Origin of the sequence: Lentilactobacillus hilgardii DSM 20176 = ATCC 8290, from assembly GCF_000159315.1 — a bacterium.
GTDB lineage: Bacteria > Bacillota > Bacilli > Lactobacillales > Lactobacillaceae > Lentilactobacillus > Lentilactobacillus hilgardii.
Window position 1 is genome coordinate 834,564 of sequence record NZ_GG669992.1, and the last position, 18,468, is coordinate 853,031.

14 protein-coding genes are annotated in these 18,468 nt (G+C 40.4%); 6 read left to right on the top strand and 8 right to left on the bottom strand.

The annotated features are described in order from the left end of the window. Positions 1 to 214: 214 nt before the first annotated feature. The 6 genes from HMPREF0519_RS03715 to HMPREF0519_RS03745 form a co-directional block, all read right to left on the bottom strand. Positions 215 to 2,146: a S53 family peptidase gene (locus HMPREF0519_RS03715; protein WP_040472689.1), complete on the bottom strand. Its 1,932-nt coding sequence runs from the start codon at positions 2,144 to 2,146 to the stop codon at positions 215 to 217. 163 nt (positions 2,147 to 2,309) lie between these two features. After that, on the bottom strand, positions 2,310 to 4,208 hold the full coding sequence (locus HMPREF0519_RS03720; RefSeq protein ID WP_003634786.1) for a S53 family peptidase: 1,899 nt from the start codon (positions 4,206 to 4,208) through the stop codon (positions 2,310 to 2,312). 166 nt (positions 4,209 to 4,374) lie between these two features. Beyond that, complete coding sequence (locus tag HMPREF0519_RS03725; protein WP_040472690.1) at positions 4,375 to 6,273, bottom strand: S53 family peptidase; 1,899 nt, start codon at positions 6,271 to 6,273, stop codon at positions 4,375 to 4,377. 97 nt (positions 6,274 to 6,370) lie between these two features. Then, positions 6,371 to 7,174, bottom strand: coding sequence for a TraX family protein (locus tag HMPREF0519_RS03730; protein ID WP_003634788.1), 804 nt, complete (start codon positions 7,172 to 7,174; stop codon positions 6,371 to 6,373). A gap of 568 nt (positions 7,175 to 7,742) precedes the next feature. Continuing rightward, on the bottom strand, positions 7,743 to 8,045 hold the full coding sequence (locus HMPREF0519_RS03740) for a protease pro-enzyme activation domain-containing protein (protein WP_003634789.1): 303 nt from the start codon (positions 8,043 to 8,045) through the stop codon (positions 7,743 to 7,745). 54 nt (positions 8,046 to 8,099) lie between these two features. After that, the gene (locus HMPREF0519_RS03745; protein ID WP_225429129.1) at positions 8,100 to 8,516 is read right to left on the bottom strand and encodes a hypothetical protein; all 417 of its coding nucleotides are present in this window, start codon (positions 8,514 to 8,516) and stop codon (positions 8,100 to 8,102) included. Positions 8,517 to 8,715: 199 nt separating this feature from the next. On the opposite strand from HMPREF0519_RS03745, the gene HMPREF0519_RS03750 reads away from it, so the two are divergent. Beyond that, the gene (locus HMPREF0519_RS03750) at positions 8,716 to 9,546 is read left to right on the top strand and encodes a DegV family protein (RefSeq protein WP_003634790.1); all 831 of its coding nucleotides are present in this window, start codon (positions 8,716 to 8,718) and stop codon (positions 9,544 to 9,546) included. A gap of 211 nt (positions 9,547 to 9,757) precedes the next feature. Here HMPREF0519_RS03750 and HMPREF0519_RS03755 read toward each other — a convergent pair whose 3' ends face one another. After that, positions 9,758 to 11,377: a peptide ABC transporter substrate-binding protein gene (locus HMPREF0519_RS03755; RefSeq protein WP_003557727.1), complete on the bottom strand. Its 1,620-nt coding sequence runs from the start codon at positions 11,375 to 11,377 to the stop codon at positions 9,758 to 9,760. Between the two features lie 523 nt (positions 11,378 to 11,900). On the opposite strand from HMPREF0519_RS03755, the gene HMPREF0519_RS03760 reads away from it, so the two are divergent. Both HMPREF0519_RS03760 and HMPREF0519_RS13835 read left to right on the top strand, forming a co-directional pair. Then, positions 11,901 to 12,434, top strand: coding sequence for a hypothetical protein (locus HMPREF0519_RS03760; protein WP_003557731.1), 534 nt, complete (start codon positions 11,901 to 11,903; stop codon positions 12,432 to 12,434). Positions 12,435 to 12,543: 109 nt separating this feature from the next. Continuing rightward, positions 12,544 to 12,702 carry a hypothetical protein gene (locus HMPREF0519_RS13835; RefSeq protein ID WP_003557733.1) on the top strand — a complete coding sequence of 53 codons (159 nt, stop codon included), beginning with the start codon at positions 12,544 to 12,546 and terminating at the stop codon, positions 12,700 to 12,702. Between the two features lie 261 nt (positions 12,703 to 12,963). Here the strand turns inward: HMPREF0519_RS13835 and HMPREF0519_RS13055 are convergent, their stop codons facing one another. Continuing rightward, positions 12,964 to 13,515 (bottom strand): TetR/AcrR family transcriptional regulator, encoded by a 552-nt coding sequence (locus tag HMPREF0519_RS13055; protein ID WP_003634793.1) that lies wholly within the window; start codon positions 13,513 to 13,515, stop codon positions 12,964 to 12,966. 171 nt (positions 13,516 to 13,686) lie between these two features. On the opposite strand from HMPREF0519_RS13055, the gene HMPREF0519_RS03770 reads away from it, so the two are divergent. From HMPREF0519_RS03770 to HMPREF0519_RS03780, 3 genes are all read left to right on the top strand, one after another. Further along, positions 13,687 to 15,444 carry a CocE/NonD family hydrolase gene (locus HMPREF0519_RS03770; RefSeq protein WP_003634794.1) on the top strand — a complete coding sequence of 586 codons (1,758 nt, stop codon included), beginning with the start codon at positions 13,687 to 13,689 and terminating at the stop codon, positions 15,442 to 15,444. 777 nt (positions 15,445 to 16,221) lie between these two features. Continuing rightward, complete coding sequence (locus HMPREF0519_RS03775) at positions 16,222 to 17,256, top strand: SIR2 family protein (protein WP_040472692.1); 1,035 nt, start codon at positions 16,222 to 16,224, stop codon at positions 17,254 to 17,256. 318 nt (positions 17,257 to 17,574) lie between these two features. Next, positions 17,575 to 18,468: helicase HerA domain-containing protein (locus HMPREF0519_RS03780; protein ID WP_003634796.1), on the top strand; the 894-nt coding region annotated here is incomplete at its 3' end.

Here is an 18,468-nt window from a genome sequence, read left to right on the forward strand (position 1 = left end):
TTTGAAGTCGCAACTCTCTGGATGTGTTAACTTCTTATTTGATTGTCTATATCATATAAGAGCTGGCTTAACTCAAGCTTAAAACTAGAAATAAAATGAAAATTAATTGCGGAATTGCCAGTTTTTCTAGTCTGTTGACCATTCAGAGGCAGCAAAAAAGCCGTTATCATTTATCTCGATAACGACCTTAGCCTATTTGTAATGAAAAGAGTGACTAATTGTTGGGACTTTCACTGTTGAATTTTTGATATAGTTTCTCGAAATTGTTCGTGCCAAGTCCGGTTGCTTGATTGTAAAGGGTTCCCGGCTGACCGGTATAGTACAGATTATTGTTATTATTTGCGTCATCCAATACGTTGAACGGTGTGTCGGATTGTTGAGCAAATTTATAAATCTGTGGGTTCCAGAAACCGATTGGTGTGCTGCGGTCACCGTTCATAACGGCATTTGCTGCAGCCATTTGTGGTGAAGTGTAGCTGGTACCGCCACCGACCATCCAAATTTTGGATGGTTTAATTGAAAGGCTTTTGCCTTTTATGGAAGCCTGATTTCCAGAGAGGTAGGTTGCATATCCAGTCTGGGTATCGGCATTTCCAGAGACATCCGGCAGATTTCTTGAGTGACCGGTTCCGGTAATGACTTTGGGATTCTTGTTGATGGTGTAGCGACCATTGCCGACATACTTCAAAGCTTCAATCGCTCTGAAAGTATTTACACCGGGAACACCCAGTTGATAGCGTGGTGTTGGATTCAGAGCTGAGAAACCGCCGCCACTGCCTGGGAAGACACCCGCTTTGATTTCTGCGGGGCTCACACTATAGGTATCGCCCCAAGCACGTTCTTTGGTCACCTTGATGAGCTTATTGTGAAGAATTTTGGTGTACGGTAACGTTGTACCACCAACAATCACTTGATACGGTGAAGTTGAAACAACGTGATTTTCTTTACCGGTTGGTGATTCGCTTCGTCCATAATCACCACTGGCTCGAAAGACAGAAATGCCCTGAGCAGCAGCTTGCTCCAACATGAGGTTATAAGCATGATTATATTGTTTTAATGTTGAACTGTGATCCGACCATTCGGAATTGGTTTCGACACTTGGACCAAAGCTGGTACTGATTTGTTTATCATCATTATCAGAAATAGCTGACATAAATGCCGTGTAGTGGGCAGAAGGTGTCGTTGTTGCATAATTGCTTGGTTCTGCAATATAAACGTCAATGTTTGCTTTTGGCGCAACCGAACTGGCCGATTGAACGTCCAAAGAGGCTTCCAGTTGACCGGGTGTCATCAGCCTGCCCGAAATTTTTTGAACGGCCTTTTCACCACCAACTGTATAGATTCGATGAATTCGGCTGGTATCTGTATTAACCCCGGTCTGTTCCCAGTACGTCTTGATATCGCCAATCCGAAAATCGGCATGTGAAATAATCCCGATCCGTTGGCCTTGTCCTTGCATCCCTTTATCGTAAAGGTTATTTAATTGGTAACGGTCAGCGAACTTAAGCGCACCGTATTTTTTAGAAAACGCATTGCCGGTGACATTAGTGTTTGGCTTGTTATCGCTGACGGGAACATCAGCGCTTTTTAAAATTGACGGGGTATAAGCTGCTTTTTTGGTCGATTTCTTTTTGACGGGTGTTTTCTTGACTGCTTTTTTGGTCTTGGGTTTTGGTGCGTAAACACCAATTACTGCAACCACTTGCTTGGACAGCTTACCTGGCAGTTTATAGGTTGTTTTTGACTCATGACCCTTTTCTTTGACATATTTAGCTTTAAAGGCCTTATTAACATTAGCCTTGGTGCCCCGAATCTTTAAGGACAGATTACCGGGGTACGTATAAGTTCTTAGATGATATCGATTTAAATAGCTTTTAAATGATGATAGATAGCTATCGGATTGACCAAATTTTTGAGCAAATTCACTTGGTGACAGATACTTATGATAGTTGGCTGAATTTGGATCAACCGTATCATAAACGTAATTGGTTAAGTCGGTTTCGTTGGATGCTTTAAAAGCAACGTTAACGACGGTTGATCGATTGTCTGCTTTCTTGGCTTTGGCATTAGCGGTAAAACCAGTTCCCAGAACCAGAAAACCGCTTAAGGTCGCAATAATAAGTTGTTTTCCCCTCAAAATAATCACTCTTTTCCTAAAATGATCTAGTTTAATTATAACAGTCTCATTTATTGAATACGCCAGATGTGTTTTGTGATTTTGGTTCAATCGATAAAATGAGGTTGGAAAATCAACTTCTCGATTTCCCAACCTCATTTAAATCATATTCACTTGTTTCTCGGATATTGGTTTAATTAGCAGTGCCTTCACTATTGAACTTGGCATTTAGCTTTGCAAAGTTAATGGTTCCAAGCCCGCTAGCCTGATTATAGAGCTTGCCGGGTTGACCAGTGTAATAAAGATTATTACTTGTTGTGTCAGCCAAGACGTTGAACGGACTATCGGTTTCCTGGGCGAATTTGTAAATTTGGGGATTCCAAAAGCCGATTCGAGTTGACCGGCCGCTATTCATAACGGCACTTGCGCCGGCCATTTGTGGTGTTGTGTAGCTGGTACCGCCACCGATCACCCAAATTTGATAGGGCACTCGAACAACTTTTTTGCCTTTCTTAGTCGGCTGAGTGCCATTAATGTAGGTCGCATACCCGGTTTGTGGATCAGCATTTCCGGAAACGTCCGGGAAGTTTCGGCCGTGGCTAACCCCAGTGATCACTTTCGGATTCTTGTTAATGGTAAACAGGCCCTTGCAAATGTACTTTAAAAGTTGGATGGCGCGGAAAGTGTTAACACCGGGAACTCCTGCCTGATAACGAGGTGTTGGATTTAATGTTGAGAAGCCACCGGCACCACCGCCGGGGAAAAAGCCCTTTTGCAGTTGAGTGGGACTGGCAGTGTAAGTATCGCCCCAAGCGCGTTCCTGGTTAACTTTGATGAGTTTATTATGGATAATCCTGGTGTATGGCAAAGTTGTGCCGCCAACCAAGACCTGATAAGGGGATGTTGATACGGCGTTTGTCTGAGCAGCTTGTGCTTCATCATAAGGACCATGGTCGCCACCAGCCCGAAAAACGGTAATACCTTGTGCGGCAGCCTGTTCCAACATCAGATTGAATGCGTGATTGTATTGAACAAGGTTGGCACTTTTATCGTCCCAACCATTTTTGGCTTCATCACCAGGTGAAAAACTAGTGCTGATTTGGTTATCTGCGTTGTTAGAAATTGCCTGCATAAAAGCAGTGTAGTGGGCAGAAGAATTTAAGGTTGCACCGCTTGGTGCCAAATCAATATAAACGTCAATATCGGCTTTGGGAGCAACTGAACTTGCCGATTCAACGTCCAGTGTTGTTTCGACTTGAGCCATATTAAACTGTGAGTTCGAAAGAGCTGTCACATTCTTTTGCTTTCCGGCAACGGCAATTCTGTGAAGGCGTCCAGTGTCTGTATTGACGCCAACCTGCTGCCAATATTTTTTGACGCTGCTGTTTCTAAAGTCGGTGTGGGCAACAAGTCCGATACGCTGTCCCTGACCTTCCAAGCCCTGGTTATAAAGGGTGTTTAGTTGGTAGCGGTTCGCAAATTTAGCCGGACCGTATTTTTTGGAGAAGGCGTTACCGGAAAATGCGGTATCGGGTTTGGTACCGCTTGTAGGAACGTTGACGTTACTTGAAAGTGATTTTGTATAAGCTGACTTTTCCCTTGACGATTGTTTCTTGGTTGTCTTTGGATTGGATGCATAGACACCTATGACGGCGACTACTTGCTTGGATAAGCGTCCGGGTAAGCTGTAACTGGTCTTGTCATGATTTACATACTTGGCTTTGAATGCCTTGTTGACGTTGGCTTTTGTCCCGGTAACTTTTATGGACAGGTTGCCCGAATAAGCCGAGGCCTTCACGTGATACTTGGTCAAATACTTTTTAAACGCTGCGATATAATTGGTTGACTGTCCAAACTTTTGTGCAAATTCGCTTGGTGTTAAATACTTGTGAAAATTGGCAGAATTTGGATCAACCGTGTCATAGACGTAGTTGGTTAGGTCGGTTTCATTGCTGGGCTTTAACGCCACGTTAACAACGGTCGGCCGGTTATCGGTTTTCTTGGCCTTGGCGTTAGCTGTCAAGCCGGCTCCCAGAACCAGAAAACCGCTTAAAGTTGCGATGATAAGGTGTTTTCCCCTCAATATACTCACTCTTTTCTGTAAATAATCTTATTCGCATTCAATTATAGCAGTCCTGTAACCTGTGAAGTCGTTTGATGCCCTTGGACATTTAAAGTTAGGTCAACACTAAATTAAGGGCATCACACAAACTAAAAAACGGTCCGATACAGAGGAAATGTATGGGATCGTTTTTGAATTATTTAACGTTGGCTTCTTGATCAAACTTGCGAGATAGTTTATCGAAATTGATGGTGCCCAGACCGGTTGCCTGATTATAGAGTTTGCCGGGTTGACCGGTATAATAAAGGTTATGGTTGTTCGTTCCGTCTAAAACGGTAAAAGGTGAATCAGCCTGCTGAGCAAATTTGTAGATTTGGGGATTCCAAAAGCCGATGGAAGTTGTTCGGCCACTGTTCATGACAGCGTTAGCCGCCGCCATTTGGGGGGAAGTGTAGCTGGTTCCGCCGTCCATCATCCAAACTTTTTTGAGAACCGAATGAAGTTTGTTTTGTTTGAACCTCACTTGATTACCGGAGAAATAAAGCGCATATCCGGTTTGGATGTCGGCATTTCCTGCCACATCGGGTAGGTTACGGCCGTTATTAATACCGGTAATGATTTTGGGGTGCTTACTAATGGTGTATTTGTGGTTCTTATGCTGAGTCTTTAAAAGCTCAATGGCTCTGAAAGTGTTAACACCGGAGATACCTTGCTGGTATCTTGGTGTTGGGTTTAGGGCGGAAAAACCGCCGCCACTGCCTCCAATCTTACCGGCTTCAATTTGAGCCGGAGTGGCAGCGATGTTGCTGCCCCAAGCACACTCTTTGGCAACGGTGACCACTTTATGATTAATGGTTTTTGTGTAAGGCAGAGTTGTTCCGCCAACAATAACCTGGTAGGGTGACGTTGAAAAAGCGTGATTTTCTTTGGCAAGCGTCACGTCATCGCGAGGACCGTTGTCCCCACTGGCTCTGAAAACGGTGATGCCCTGGGCGGCTGCCTGTTCCAGCATTAAATTAAATGCGTGGTTATATTGGGCCATTGTTGCACTGTAATCATGCCAACGACTCTGGACTTCGGCGGTTGGTGCGAAGCTGGTTGAAAGTTGTTGATCGATATTGTCTGAAATTGCCTGCATAAATGACATGTAGTGGGCGGTTGGCGCATTGGTGAGATCATCGGTACTGTCACCGATGTAGAAGTCGATATCGGCTTTGGGAGCAACCGAACTTGCGGCCTGAACATCCAGTGTGGCTTCTATTTGTGCCCCGTTTACGGCAAAATCCAACCGTTTTTGAACATCTTTTCGACTATCAACGGTATAGATTTTGTGAATGTGACTTAAATCATTGTTTACGCCGGCTTGCTTCCAGTAGGTCGTTAAATCGCTATTGTGGAAATCTCCGCTGGAAATAATGCCGATGCGTTGGCCCTGTCCTTTGAGACCTTTGTCATAGAGGGCAGTTAATTGATACTGCTTGGCGAACTTTAATGCCCCGTATTTTTTTGAAAAACGATCTCCGGAAAGGGTTGTGTCCGGTTTGGTGTCGTCGGTTTGGGTGGGACTGCTGACGGAAGAGGACTGAAGTTGAGTCAATGCTTTCTTGCTGTGTGATTGACGATTGACCGGTTTGTTAACAGTCGGCTTGGATTGATAGAGACCCATGACGGTTAATACGTGATTGGATAATTGAGCCGGCAATTTATAGGTGGTCCGTGATTTGTGAGTCCTTTTTTCCGTTACGGATTTGGCATTGAAGGCGCGGTTAACGTTATTTCGCGTACCGGACACTTTCAATGACAAATTTCCGCCGTAAACATCCGCATTGACGTGATATTTTTTTAAATACGTTTTAAAGGCGGCTACATATCGGTCGGATTGGCCGAACTTTTGGGCAAATTCACCGGGGCTCAGATAGTGATGAAAGTATTGCGAGTTTGGATCAACTGTGTCGTAAACATAATTTGTTAGGTTGGTTTCGTTTGTTGGTTTAAAAACGACATTGGCAATCGTAGGGGCGTTATCGGATTTTGCGTTTGCCGTCAGTCCGTGTCCCATTGCCAGAAAGCTCAAGCCGCTTAAAACTGCAATCATAAAGTGTTTTCTTTTCAATGTCGTAACCTTTCTTTGATGATGGATAATAGTACCTGTTTTTAGCTCATATATATAGTTGTAAAGCTTTGTCATTAAATTATTTTCCAACGCCCAACAGTGAGGCCAGAATGTAAAGTCCCCAGATGTGAAGTGGGTAAAAGCCGTAGAAAAAGCCTTTCATGCTCTTGCCGAGCTGACCATTATAGAATGAGAGCGGAATAATGGAAAATACCATCATCCACTGCATATTTGAGAGCAGATTGGTAAAGTTGAACCCTGTTGATAAAAGTGCAAAACAGGCAATGGCAATCATTTGCCAACTCCGATGGTTTCTAACCAGATATAATACCGGTCCCAGATAAAGGAAAAAGGAGTTTTCAGCGGAGAAGGGCGTCGGCGCAGCTAACATCAGATAGGTTGTGTAATCAGCCATTTTTCCCTGCATGAATGTGAGAAGAAGTACACCCAGTACTAAGGGAAGCATAATGAGAAAGAAACCGAATGACGCCTTGGACAATTGATGGTTTTTGAAGCCGTCTGCGAGCATTTGAATGCCATACATGGTCAGGACACCTATAAACAGATCGCCAAAAATGTTGTTAATCAGGACCAAATTGCCAACACTGAAAAAATGACCAACAACGAAATTACCGATACCCATAATCCAAAAGCCGATTAATAAGCGTAGCAAATATCGCTTTTTATTATGGGTGTGTGTAAAGCCCTCGACACTTAAAAACATAAAAATGGTTGCGACCGGCCGACCGAACATATCGACCCAGGTCGGAACACCAGCTGCCGAAAACATCTCATGGATGTGATCAATAAACATCAACGTAATGCCGAGAATTTTGATGTCAAAGCTGGTTAATCCTCTCTTCTTGATACCTTCTAATAACATAGTGTTCCTCCAGATGATTGAATGTTGTACCTTGCTAGTTAATTATTCTAGTAACTAACCTGATTTAATTAAGATATCGTAATCGGTATAAATTGTCAATTATTTTTTTGAAAAGTTTTAAAACACCTTTGACTGAATCATCAACAAAAGAAGTGAAACCAAAGGCCATAAACCGGCCCTTAGTTTCACTTCTTTTGTTTAAAACGATGTAATTTATGAGATAGGGCAAGAAAACACGTTCTTTTAAGGACGTGATGAGTTGCCCCGTTTTTACGTCTAATAAACGATAATTACCTGCCAATAAATTTCCTTGTTTTTATGAATCTACGTATACAGCAGCACTCCTAATATGCTATAACGTTTATCTGAAAAAGTACAAATAGATTAATCTATGACCAAACTTCATTGCATAACGCAAACTACCATTACGAGTGGGGAATAGGCTTTAACCAAACCCGTTGAGAAAATTTTCAAACGTCTGGTTGACGAAACCGCCGATGAACCTGGTTTTAAAATTGTTCATCTGAAGATGATCAAGATGTTCAGGTCCAACTACTAGTAAGCGTGCCTAAACGGCAGTCCTTATATGACGTTTGTGTAGATATTCTTTAAACATTGAGAGATAGGCATTTGGTTCACCAAATTTTTGCGCAAATTGTTTTGGCGTTAGATAGTGATGATAGTTGATCGAATTGGGATCAACCGTACTATAAACATAATTGGTTAGATTAGTCTCGCTTGTTGGCTTAAATGCAATGTTGACAACAACTTGATGAGTGTTGGACACGGCTTTTGCTTTGGAAGTTAGGCCGATACTTAGAAATAGCAAGCTGCTTAGTGCAGCGATGATGAATTGGTTTCTTCTCTTCAAAATAGATGGACTCTTTCTTACTGAATACTTCTTGGTTTGTATGGCTTTTATTGATTAGTCACTGAACACGACTTGACCATTTTCGGAAACGGTTCCGTTCACAAATCCGGCTAATGGTCGATGTCCATCCTCTGGATCAACCACGGCACCGTGTTTATTTTTTGGATGCTCCAGTTGATCCAGATAAACTTTTCCGCGGCTGGTTAGCCACTCGTCTCCCTGCAGCGAAACGGTAAAGTATTTTCGTGGAAAGGTTTGGTAGACTTCGATATTCAGCATGACGTCATGAATAGCGTCCAGGTTTTCAAGCTCCTTTAAAATATCTGTGTCAGCATACTTGGCTTTCTTGGCTGATTCAAAGAGCATTTTCAATCGCTGTTGACCGGGTTGACCCGTATCTTTTGCTAAAAAAGACAGGATAAATAGCTTGCGTTTTTCGTGAATATTTAACTTTGGTCCTAATAATCCCATGATGATCATTCCCTCACAATTCAAATTAATTAAATAGACAACTCCATCATAGGGCAATTTGGAAAATTGAGGGTAGAAAAACAGTTATTAGACTAAATAGCGACAGTTGTCTTTAAATAAATTTTTCAAAAGACCCCATTTATTTTACGACGCATAACAGAGCATAAATGGTTATAATTGACAGAAGAGGTGATAGCCAATGATCCATATTGTGACGGATTCAACCGCTCAGCTAACGGACAAAGAAATCGAAAATAACCATATTACGGTTGTGCCGTTAGCGGTAACTTTGGAAGGGCAGCATTATCAGGACGGGGTCGATGTCAGTCGGGCAGAATTTTCACGGCGCCTGAGAGAAGACCAGCAGTTTCCCAAGACCAGTCAGCCATCTTTGGGCCAGTTTGTGGAAACGTATCAAAGAATTGCCAAACCAAATGACCAAATCTTGTCAATCCATATCGGCTCGGTTTTGAGTGGAACAGTCCAAACTGCCCAGATGGCAGCCGAACAGGTGCCGGCACAGGTTGGCGTCTTGGACAGTGGCCTAACCGATCGTGGATTAGCGTTCGTTGTCTTGAAGGCCGCCGAACTCATTCAAACTGAGCATGACTTGGCAACGATCATGGCGGAGCTTAAAGCATACATGAACAAAATTACATTAACCTGCTTTGTCAATAGCTTGGACTACTTGGTGAAGGGCGGTCGTGCCAATCGGGCTATTGGGTTTGTGTCAACGTTGATCAAACTCAAGCTGGAATTGGGGATGCCGAACGGCGAACTGAAGGTTCTTCATAAGTCGCGCGGTGAAAAGGGGATGCAAAAGATGATCGACCAGGTAACAGCAGACATTATCAATCATCCTCAAATAACCCGTGTCGGCCTGTCTTACGTTGACAGCCATGCGGATACGGATAGGATTGAGGCATTCTTAAAGAAAAAACGACCAGACTTGGAAATCGTCAATCGTTTAACCAGCCCGACAATTATGACGCACGTTGGGCCAAATGGGTTTGCAGTTATTTTTGTTTGAAAATCAGCTGCCGTCACAAAGAATCTCCAGAGAAATTATCTGGTATTTAAGTGAAATCCTTAAGGTGGAATCGACTATACTGATTCAATGTTGTCAAAGTTAGGGTAGGGCTTTTATTTTTGACTCGTTTTAAATCAAAAGGCAACGGTTAACTTCAATTAAGAAGTGACCGTTGCCTTTTAATATTGATTGTTAAGTTGTTAGAATCGGATTATTTAATAGAAGCCTTGCTCCAATCCCATTGTGGTGCAGTTGGGAAGAATTGAACACCTTTAACTTTGGACTTCATCAATGCTGATTGTCCCTGTTGGGTTAATGGCACAATTCCTTGATCATTCATCAAAATCTTTTCGGCTTTTATCATATCGTTCCAACGAGCAGTTTCATTGTTGGCATCCTGATTTTCCGATTTCTTGATCAGAGCATCATATTGAGCGTTCTTCCACTTACCATTGTTGTAAGTGTTGGTTGATGTGAAGAGATCGAGGAAGTTGCTTGGATCAGGATAATCAGCGATCCAACGGGAAATAACGATATCAAATTGACCGTTTTGTGAACGTGAGAGGCGGGTCTTAAATGGAATGTTTTGGTTGGTAATCTTTAATCCGGGTAATTTGGTCAATTGACTTTGAACAAATTCAGTGATCTTCTTTGACGTATCGTCGTCATCCGACATTAATGTCAAAGAAACGGATTTCTTGCCAACTTCTTTTAAGCCCTTGGCCCATAGCTGTTTGGCTTCAGCATCGTTATTTGTAACGGCGTCTTTGACGTAGGCTTCATCTGCAAAGTCTTTGCCATTCTTCTTGTTCATGCCGGCTGGAACATAGCCCTTTGGCAATTGTGAACCATCGGCCAATACTTTATTAACCAATTGATTTCGGTTGATAATCAATGAGAATGCTTTTCGAATATTCTTGTTTTTGAACATTGGCAGACGTTTCTCGTTCATTTCCAGGTATTGAGTAGAAGCCTCTTTGTAGGACTTGTAGTCTTTGTCGTTCTTATACTGTTTAACCTGGGTACTGTTCAATGTTGTGAAGTCTAACTTGCCGCTTTCGTAACTGTTAAGGGCGGTTGACGGATCCTTGATAACCTGAACGTTCATTGTTTGAAGCTTAACGTTTTTGGCGTTCCAATAGCTCTTGTTCTTAACAAGCTTCATTGTATCGTTGGTACCGGTCCAACCTTTGAGAACAAATGGGCCGTTATAGCCGTTCTTGGTTGAGTTGGTGCCGTAACTTGAACCATACTTTTCAACAACCGATTGTTCTTCTGGGAAGTAGTAGCTTTGTGCCACCATGAATTTGAAAAAGCTTTGTGGCTTGATCAAATGAACAACCAGCTTGTAGTTACCCTTTGCTTCAACACCCAGTTTAGTTGGTGACATCTTGCCGGCGTTGATCTTGTTGGCATTTTCGATGTTCGCAAAAATATAGGCATATTGAGAAGCGGTCTTAGGTGTTACCGTTCGACGCCATGAGTAAACGAAATCTTTGGCGGTAACGGGTTTGCCATCGTTCCATTTGGAATGACGGAGATTAAACGTCCAGGTCTTGCCATCCTTGGAGATTGTATAGTTCTTGGCAACACCGGGTGAAACCTTGCTATTGCCCATTCGAAGCAGGCCCTCATTCGTATCGTTTTCAATCTGTGACGAATACAAGTCCGTCATTTTTGAAGCATCCATTGTGGAAATATTGGCTGGCAGCATCCAGTTCAGTGTTTGTGCTTTGGAACCGGATTGTGATGATTTACTTCCACAACCTGCGAGCACAAGTGCTGAAAGAATGGCCACCCCACCAATCTTCACTAATGATTTCAATTTCATTGTGATGCACGTCCCTTCGACATGTAAGATTTATTAACGTTACTCATTTTAAATTAAAAACAAATTAAAAGCAACCCATTTCTATATAATCTGATATAGCAACGTTTTCGGAGGATTGGAGTTGGCCGACATGTCATTAGTATGTTAATTTTAAACTTTGTATGGCTTGCTTTATCATTTATAACTCATCAGATTTTATTTTAAGTAGATTCTAAGAAGAGTAGTCAATTACCTGTCCAACAGTTGAATTGACATCTTACTAAAAAGCCGGAGTCCGACGAAACGACTCCAGCTTTGGCACTGATAAACAGCGACTGGTTTTAATGATTAGCTGTAGATTCGGTTAAGTGCATCTGCAAGCGAAGTGACTTCCTTTGGCTGGTTACTTGTCCCAAAGGAAACGCTGATGTAATGGCTAGCTTGTTCCGGTGTTAATTTCTCTGAGCTCTCGAAAATAGTCATTAATTATTGAATAAACAGCAGTATACTTAAGACATCTTTTATACATATCTGGAGGGGTATTATGAGAAAATGGTTGGTTGGATTACTTTGTATCGTTGGGTTATCAATGGGCTTTATGGGAAGTGCGATAAAACCACAGTCATCGCAAGCAGCTTCACATTCGTTACGTTATTTTCCGAGTGCGTTGCGTCATACCTGGTATCATTATGACGGCCATGGTAGGTATGATCGAGTAACATTTGGCTATAAGCATTATCGTGAGCAAAATTATTATGATGGATGGACAGTTTATCATGGCAAAATCCATTATCGAAATTTAAAAACAACTCATATTAGTCATCACCCCAATTGGACATTTGCGACACCGTTTTATATCCACCATATGCATTGGGTTAACATTTATGGATGGAATCAAACAGCCGGGGATGGAGAGTACTACGGTGTGAAGGTACGTCATTATCACGGCCATCGTATTCGGGTCATGAGCGAAGCAAATGGTGCTGGCATATGGACATACCAACATTATTACGCAACCCGAAAAGTAGCCAGAACTTTGGGTAATAAACATTTCAAGGGTGTTTCATATGATGGATGATAAAGTATCCGGGTAAATAAACTTGGTGTTCATTGAAAGACTACGATCGATGAGTTAATTATCAGTATGGATGATAACTTTGATAGTCATTAAAAAGGGGATTGTTTAGATGAGATTATATGACGGGAAACATTTGCACATTATAGCAAAGATGCATAAGAATACGAGAAAAGAAAGGATTGAAGCTTTGATCGGGTATGGCATTTTTGCGTTACTGCTTGTTTGGTGGTTCGGCAAAAAGGTGGGTGGCAATTCAGCTGATAATTAAATCGATTAACACGGATTGCCTGATAACGACTGGTGTCGAACGTTTGAAATCCTGAGTAACAGGAAGCACTTGATTGTACATTTTAAGTAGCATGAAAAGAGTGTGAAGTTAGAGTGTTCGCTGAAAGCTTACGCTATTTGAAAAAGAAAAACTTGGGATTAAATAAAATTGTATAAGAAAAGAGCAAGAAATCATTTAGTATTGAAAAGATAGCCAAAATGATTTCTTGCTTTTTTGATAAAGCAAATAACGGGTTAATCATCATTTAAAAACGTCACTAATACTATCAAACGTATGAATAATGTCCTCCTGTGAAGGCGGATTCCCAGTTTCGATCACATACTCAATGACGGAAAGGATAATTGCCGGAAAGACATTTTTCTCCAATGGCAGGGGTTCATGACCGAGTAAGGTCGGCAGATACTGGCGAAAGCGTTTCTTTAATTCGTTTTCTAACGTGTAGTCACTGTATTCAATCGAAAATAGTGCCGCTGCCGTTTCCCGATTCTCGGCCCAAAAAGTATTGGTCTGGGGAAATAGTAATGGGATTCGGCTTGTCAGATCCAGTTTCTTTAAATTTGCAGCGACGTAATGTTTGTATAGGTCGTCGTATTTTTGAACTAATTCTTTGATCATTGCTTCGGTTAACTGATACTTATCTTGATAGTGGTAGTAAAATGTCTGTCGGTTAATTAAAGATTCCTTGGCAATATCGCCGACAGTGACATTTTTAAAGCCTTTTTCATTGACTAATTTAATAAAAGCCGTTTGGATATCACGCTTTGTGCGAAGCTTCTGTAAGTCCCTTGGCATGTTTACACCTACTTTTGACAATTTTAGACATTCTGTCGTATAAGCAGACAATACACTAACAACTAGCTAATAATCAACCAATTGGCAGTGCTTTGGCCATATTCAATGATGCTTAAATCCCCTAGAATAACAAGTGAATTAAGTTACTGAATTTTTAGGAGGTTAACAACTATGACCGATTTAAATCAATTAAAAGTATATCGACCATCTTTAGACTACATCGATGATGGCAAAGAGCATGGTGTTTTAAGCAAATTCGAACCAGGAACCCGGATCTTACCAAAAGGATATCAGGTAAGCGACAAATTCAAACCGCTCGATTGTGACATTGTGTTTGAGAAAGATGTGCCAATTAAATTGCGTGACGGTGTGACGATTTATGCCGATGTCTTTCGACCGAATACGAATGAAAAGGTACCGGTCATCATGGCTTGGAGCCCTTATGGAAAGAGTGCTGGAACTGCGCCGAGGTATGAAAATATTTTTGGCATCATCGGCTTGAAAAATAACATTGTTTCCGGACTGGAAAAGTTCGAAGGGCCGGATCCGGCTTATTGGTGCCAACAGGGATACGCAATCTGTAATCCTGATGAACGTGGGATTGCCCACTCTGAAGGTGATGCATCAATGATCGGTACGCAGGAAGGTCGCGACAGCTATGATGTTATTGAATGGTTGGCTGCCCAAAGCTGGTGTACCGGTAAAGTAGCGATGAGTGGCACGTCATATTTGGCATTTTCCCAATGGTTCATTGCTGCCGAACAGCCACCACATTTAGCAGCGATTAATCCAACGGAAGGTTTGAGCGATGGTTATCGAGATATGGCCATGCGTGGCGGTATTCCGGATGAGGATTTCGTTCGGCGAATTCAAGCCAACTACGTAAACGTTGACGATAATCAGCATGAAGACGTTACGGCGGAAATGAAGAAGTACCCCTTAATCAATCATCCGGTTTGGCAGGATAAAATTGTTAAATTTGATCAAATTCAAGTGCCAACATACTTGGTTGCCAGTTATGGAAATACGCTTCATACAAATGGCACTTTCCGTGCTTGGCGTCAGATGGGGTCGAAGCAAAAGTGGCTGCGAATTCACAATAGTCAGGAATGGCCGGATTATTACGACGCAATGAATACCGAGGATCGCAAACGGTTCTTTGATTATTTCTTAAAGGACGTCCAAAACGGCTGGGAAGAGACGCCTAAAGTCAGATATGCCATGCTGGATATGGCTGGTGGAGATGAGACCAACATTGCTGGGGATGAATTTCCACCAAGCTACGTTGACTATCAAAAATTTCATTTGGATGGTGTGACCCGGGAACTGAGGGATCAAGTGACTAAAAAAGATGTTTCGGTAACCTATACACCGGAAATGGGACCGGGAAAGGCCTCGTTTATTAAACAATTCAGTCAAAGAACTGAAATGATTGGTTATCCAAAGGTACATCTGAATGTCCAGGCAAAGGATGCCGATGATATGGAACTGTTTGTCGTCATGCAGAAATTAGACCAGTACGGCAATCAGCTTTCGGAATTTGTGGTTCCAAATCATGGTGCGATGATGCATGATTTCACGGATAATGGCGGTACCGTCATGAAATATAAGGGACCGGATGGCCGATTACGGGTGTCTGTTCGTCATCTTGATGAAGCACAATCAACGGACGCTATTCCAGTGCACAGTTTTGATCGGGTTGAAAAGTTGAGCCCTAATGAAGTTGTTCCGGTTGATATTGTATTGATGCCAATGGGGATGGTCTTCAACCCCGGTGAACAGTTGAGATTGGTGATCAGCGCAAAAAATGAAGCCGGCTCGATCGTGCCATGGTCGGTGGCATACGAATCCAAGAACAAGGGCCGTCAGGTTATTCACTGTGGTGGTGAGTATGATTCTTATTTGCAGGTACCGGTTAAGCTTGGGTAGGAAAAATTAGCGGTCAGCCAAATGACCAATCATTATTTAAGTATAAAAGCCACTCGAAAATTGAAATCGAGTGGTTTTTATTATCCTTATTTGATGCCTAAATTGATCTGGAGCGCTTATGCAAGCATTAATGAAAAGTTGGTTTTACTCTTGATGCCTAAGTCATTCAGGAGATGTCTTTTTAACACCTTGATTTTCCTCCCATTCAAGGGGCAAGGCGGTATTAATCCCAATTGGAACTAAAAGCTGGCCTTTGGAGTGTTCAATTGTTCGTAGATCTGATGTGTCTGTAAATCTGCAATTTTGTAATCTTCTTTAGCTAATGAATAGCCTTCAAGTGATATGGTGTGTTATCAAAGAGTATCGTTGCTAAAGGTTATCGAAGCAAACTTTAGATCAGGAAGGTTGACTTCGACTTGGCTTTCTAATTGAAAGTTAATAATACGTAATATGGATAAGACCATGGTTTAATTCGTCATCGCAATGTTTAATACCCAAACGTTGTTATCAATCAATTATTTTGTGGCTTTTGTGCTGAATAATTTTTTTGATATTTAACGGGACTAAATGCCGCTCATTAACGTAATTGAAGCTTTAATAGTATAAATCTATCCATAAGTAAGTATTTATTTTCTTATTTAACATTACGCAACGTAGATGTATACTAAAAAATATCAATTTGAACTCAATTGTGGAGGAATGATTATAATGGTTGACCGATTTAAGGTTAAAAATGGCAAAGAAGATTCAGTTGGCGAAAAAGAAAAAGTATTAACGATGGATGACCAAATTGATGCATTAGCTAAAAGTATTCGTCATTTTGCGATAACTAAGCAATTAAATTTCTTGATTGGTTCAGGGGCTTCAGCTGATGCCATTCCTCTTATGAATGACGATAAGTATAAACCTAACTCTAATCAGTTACAGGAATTAAATAAATCTGAAGATCCTGATGCAGAAAAAAAGTTTTGTTTGAAAAGTTTATTTGCTAAGACTATGGATGTTTCTAAACGCATAATCTCAGGTGAGTTAGTTGGCAAAGAGAAGGATACTCAAAGTATGTACGATAAGTTTCTCCAGGCGGTTATAACCATTTTAAATCTATCTAATTCCAGGCGAGGACCTAAAAATGTGAATTTATTTACAACTAATTATGATTTGTTTATTGAGAAATCAATTGACAATGTAGCTGGTACTAATAGATTTATTTTTAATGACGGAGCTAGTGGATATTTCGAACGGTTTTTAGATAGTTCAAATTATAATCGGGTAGTAGCATATAGAGGTTTAACTGATAATTATCTAAATGAGATGCCTTCAATTTCACTCATTAAGCCACATGGATCAATGAATTGGTCTAATAGTGATAATAAAATTCAAGTATTAAATACAATTTCTCAGGATCCATTTTTGGTAAAACCTACAGGCTTTGAAAATAAAGAAACTTTTCTAAGTAATCATTTTTATGACATGTTGCGAATATTTCAACTTGAACTAGATAAATCTGAGTCAGTCATGTTTGTTATTGGCTTCTCTTTTCAAGATAAGCACATAGCCCAAATGATTAGGAGAGCTCTTCAAAACCCAGAATTAATGATTTACGCTTTTGGCTTTAGAGATGGAGATAGGCAAAAGTATATGAGCAACTTAGGGGTTAATGATGAGAAACATAATTTTCGAATTATCACGCCGTCTAACTTATATGTAGATTGTAAAAACAAACAAATCACACTTGGAGTATTGACGGATATTTTAAATAATAAATTTATTAGGGAAGAAAAAGGAAAAGAGGCTTCAAATAGAGCAGAGTAAGCGTTTAGGAGTTGTTGTTGGTGTTGATGGATCTATTGCTAGCATCGGGATGTATGAGATGTCCAATGATGTAGATTTTTTTGGAATGGAGATATATTAACTGGTCCTAAAGTTGGAGCATTTTTAACAATTAATCAGAATGAAATAAAAATTATTTCTTCGGTAATTACAGAAAAGGTAATCGATCAACAGAATACGATTAAGAGCAAAGAATTTGATAATAGGTATAAAAAAGACTCTATTAATAGAGTTATCCAGTTAAAGACTCGTGGGGTGATAGTCGATGACAGATTTGAAATCACGAGTTCTTATGTACCAATGATCGGGAATGAAGTTACTTTAACTACTAAGAATGAATTAAATATTGTATATAGCGTTCAAAATGATGATTCTTCGCTTAAAATTGGGCAATCGATACTTGAGAACCAAGCAATATCAATCCCTATCAATAAATTTTTTGCTAGTCATATTGGAATATTTGGGAACACGGGAAGTGGAAAGTCCAATACTTTGCATAAACTATATTTGGAATTATTTCGATCCAAGTTTCGAAATAATATTTTTAAACACTCGCAATTCTTAATTATTGACTTTAATGGTGAGTATGTTGGCAATAATATGTTCGGAGTTAATGATAAAAAAATAAAAAGGGTATTTGATATAAATACAAAGGTAAAAAGTAATTTCAATAAAATTCCAGTTACTAAAGAATATCTTTTTGATGCTGATATTTTAAGTATTCTTTTTGATGCACGTCCGAAAACACAAGTCCCTTTCTTAAAGAAAGCAATGAAAAAAATGAATGAAGTAATTGTTCAAAAAGATTTTAAATTTGGGAATTTTGTAGGGGGGATACTTAAAAGAATTTTAAGTACTCCTGAGGAATCAACTCAAAAAAGTTTGGATGAATGGATTACTATTGCAAAAAGATATGACTTAAATGCAAGTGACTTTACATTTATTGATAAGATTCAATTTAATTCAAAAAATAAAAACTATTACGGACTCAATGAACAGGGAGTAACTATATATTTTAATGGAGGAGCTGAGAAAGCTAATAATCAAAAATTAGAATTCTTTAAGCTATCAATGATTGAAATGAGAATTAATAATTATTGGAGTAATACATCCATATCATTAATTAAAAAATTGAAAGCTTTTTTGGAATTTCAAAAGGTATTTTATATAGCATGGAAGGATTTTGACTCACAG

Bases quoted from the DNA above. Each gene is read 5' to 3' on its own strand.
- HMPREF0519_RS13835 (WP_003557733.1), top strand. From the start codon at position 12,544: ATGAGATTATATGACGGGAAACATTTGCACATTATAGCAAAGATGCAT.
- HMPREF0519_RS03745 (WP_225429129.1), bottom strand. From the start codon at position 8,516: ATGGGATTATTAGGACCAAAGTTAAATATTCACGAAAAACGCAAGCTA.
- HMPREF0519_RS03730 (WP_003634788.1), bottom strand. From the start codon at position 7,174: ATGTTATTAGAAGGTATCAAGAAGAGAGGATTAACCAGCTTTGACATC.
- HMPREF0519_RS03750 (WP_003634790.1), top strand. From the start codon at position 8,716: ATGATCCATATTGTGACGGATTCAACCGCTCAGCTAACGGACAAAGAA.
- HMPREF0519_RS03775 (WP_040472692.1), top strand. From the start codon at position 16,222: ATGGATGACCAAATTGATGCATTAGCTAAAAGTATTCGTCATTTTGCG.
- HMPREF0519_RS03725 (WP_040472690.1), bottom strand. From the start codon at position 6,273: ATGATTGCAGTTTTAAGCGGCTTGAGCTTTCTGGCAATGGGACACGGA.
- HMPREF0519_RS03760 (WP_003557731.1), top strand. From the start codon at position 11,901: ATGAGAAAATGGTTGGTTGGATTACTTTGTATCGTTGGGTTATCAATG.
- HMPREF0519_RS13055 (WP_003634793.1), bottom strand. From the start codon at position 13,515: ATGCCAAGGGACTTACAGAAGCTTCGCACAAAGCGTGATATCCAAACG.
- HMPREF0519_RS03755 (WP_003557727.1), bottom strand. From the start codon at position 11,377: ATGAAATTGAAATCATTAGTGAAGATTGGTGGGGTGGCCATTCTTTCA.
- HMPREF0519_RS03770 (WP_003634794.1), top strand. From the start codon at position 13,687: ATGACCGATTTAAATCAATTAAAAGTATATCGACCATCTTTAGACTAC.